Annotated in this window: 3 protein-coding genes; all 3 read left to right on the top strand. The window is 70.1% G+C overall.

From position 1 onward, the window contains the following. A partial coding sequence (locus U9977_RS25565) for an Asd/ArgC dimerization domain-containing protein (protein ID WP_322751837.1) occupies window positions 1-544 on the top strand: 544 nt, incomplete at its 5' end. Window positions 545-698: 154 nt separating this feature from the next. Then, window positions 699-1,850, top strand: a complete 1,152-nt coding sequence (argJ, locus tag U9977_RS25560) for a bifunctional glutamate N-acetyltransferase/amino-acid acetyltransferase ArgJ (protein ID WP_322751836.1) — start codon at window positions 699-701, stop codon at window positions 1,848-1,850. Further along, window positions 1,847-2,580 (top strand): acetylglutamate kinase (gene argB, locus U9977_RS25555; RefSeq protein WP_322751835.1); only part of this gene is annotated, 734 nt, incomplete at its 3' end. The genes argJ and argB, both read left to right, overlap by 4 nt.

The following is a 2,580-nucleotide window of genomic DNA, read 5'->3' as shown; positions in this document are numbered from 1 at the left end:
CCTGGTCGACACCGAGGACATCGTTGTGGTGGCGGCTAGCGGCACATCGGGCGCCGGCCGGTCGCTCAAGGCCCACCTGCTCGGCAGCGAGGTCATGAATGACGTGACCGCCTACCGGGTCGGCAACCACCAGCACGGTCCGGAGATTCTGCAGGCGCTTCGCGGCCTGGTGGACGCGCCGGTGTCCATGTCGTTCACGACGATGCTGGCGCCGATGCCGCGCGGCCTGCTCGCCACCTGCACCGCGCGTCTCGACTCCGCGGTCACCACCGACGCGCTGCGCGGTGCGCTTATCGAGGCATATGCGGGCGAGCCGTTCGTGCGGGTCCTGCCGCCGGGACGTTGGCCCCGTACCGCGGCGACGCTGGGCGGCAACACCGTCCAGCTGCAGGTCACCGCTGATCACGAAGCCGGCCGGGCTGTGGTCGTCGCCGCCATCGACAACCTGTGCAAGGGCGCCGCCGGCCAGGCCCTGCAGTGCGCGAACCTCATGCTCGGCGTGGCGGAGGCCAGCGGCCTGACCTCATCGGGTATCGCGCCATGACCCGTGCAGCCACGAACCTTCGTGAACCCACGAAGTCGCGGCATGGACATGATCATCTGCATACGGCCCTGCCGACAGTGGTTTTTCATACGATGTAGTGAGGAGCGACCATGGGTGTAGAGCCAATGGGTGTAGCGCCAATGGGTGTAGAGCCATGAGCGTGACCGCCCCGGGGGGGTTCCGGGCCGCAGGCGTAGCGGCCGGGCTCAAACCATCCGGCCGCCTGGATGTCGCGGTTGTCGTCAACGACGGTCCGACGGATGCCGCCGCGGGCGTCTTCACCGGCAACCGGGTGCAGGCGGCGCCCGTCCTCTGGTCCCGCCAGGTGATCGCGGACGGCCGGCTGCGGGCGGTCGTCCTGAACTCCGGTGGCGCCAACGCGTGTACAGGACCAGCGGGCTTCACCGACACGCACCGCACTGCCGAGCACACCGCCGGCCTGCTGGGGCTGGGAGCGGGCGAGGTGGCAGTGTGCTCGACCGGCCTGATCGGGACCCGGCTCCCCATGGACCTACTGCTACCCGGTGTGACCAAGGCGGTGGCCGAGGTGTCGGCCGCTGGCGGGACGGCCGCGGCCGAGGCGATCTGCACGACCGACACCGTCAGCAAGCAGGCTGTGCGCGCGGCGGGCGGGGTGACCGTCGGTGGGATGGCCAAGGGCGCCGCGATGCTCGCGCCGGCGCTCGCCACGATGCTCGTGGTGGTGACCACCGACGCGGTCGTCGACCCGGCCACCGCCGACCGGTTACTGCGGGACGCCTGCCGCACCACCTTCGAACGGGTGGACTCCGACGGATGCATGTCGACCAACGACACGGTGCTGCTGTTGGCGAGCGGCGCGTCCGGTATGAGTGTGTCCGCGGACACGCTCGGTGGCCTGGTGACCGATACCTGCGCCGACCTCGCCGGGCAGCTGCTCGCCGACGCGGAAGGCTCGACCAAGACGATCGCGATCACCGTGACGGGGGCGGCCGGTGAGGACGACGCCCTGGCGGTCGGCCGGGCGGTGGCGCGCTGCAACCTGCTCAAGTGTGCGCTCTACGGCAACGATCCGAACTGGGGCCGGGTGCTCGCGGCGGTCGGCACCACCCGGGCCGCCTTCGAACCAGACGCGCTGGATGTCGCGATCAACGGCGTATGGGTGTGCCGGGCCGGTGCGCCGGGCCAGCCGCGTGAACTCGTCGACCTGACCGGCCGGGCGGTCTCCATCCAGATAGACCTGCATGCCGGCGCCACGGAGCTGACTGTCTGGACGAATGATCTCACTGATGGTTACGTCCACGAGAACTCGGCGTACTCGACATGACCACCGCACCGGCCGCGGACCGGCCCTCGGCACTGGCCCGGGGGCATGCCGCGCTGGCCAAGACCACCGTGCTGATCGAGGCGCTGCCCTGGCTGTCGCGTTTCCACGGTTCCACCATCGTGATCAAATATGGCGGCCATGCGATGAGCGACCCGGCGCTGCGCGAGGCGTTCGCCGCGGACGTCGTGTTCCTGCGGTACGCGGGCCTTCGAGTGGTCGTGGTCCACGGAGGCGGGCCACAGATCACCGCCCACCTGGCCCGTCTCGGTGTCGAATCGGTGTTCGCCGGCGGACTGCGGGTCACCACCCCGGAGACCATGGAGATTGTCCGGATGGTCCTGGTCGGCCAGGTCAACCGGGATGTGGTGGGTCTGGTCAACAGCCACGGTCCGTTCGCGGTGGGTCTGTCCGGCGAGGACGCCAACCTGCTCATCGCGCGGCGCAAGCCGGCCGTCGTGGATGGCAGCGAGGTCGACATCGGCCTGGTCGGGGACGTCGTCGAGGTCGCCCCCGAGACCCTGATCGCGTTGTTGGACTCCGGTAAGGTCCCGGTGGTCGCGACCGTCGCCCGCGGGATCGACGGCGGCGTGTACAACGTCAACGCAGACCTCGCCGCCGCCGCGCTGGCTGCCGCGATCGGCGCGGCGAAGCTGGTCATCCTCACCGACGTCGAGGGTCTGTACGCAGACTGGCCGTGCAGCGACGAGGTGATCAGCGAACTGACCGCCGC

It is taken from the genome of Protofrankia sp. Cas8 (genome assembly GCF_963555845.1).
GTDB lineage: Bacteria > Actinomycetota > Actinomycetes > Frankiales > Frankiaceae > Protofrankia.
This window is presented reverse-complemented; position numbering and strand designations above follow the sequence as displayed.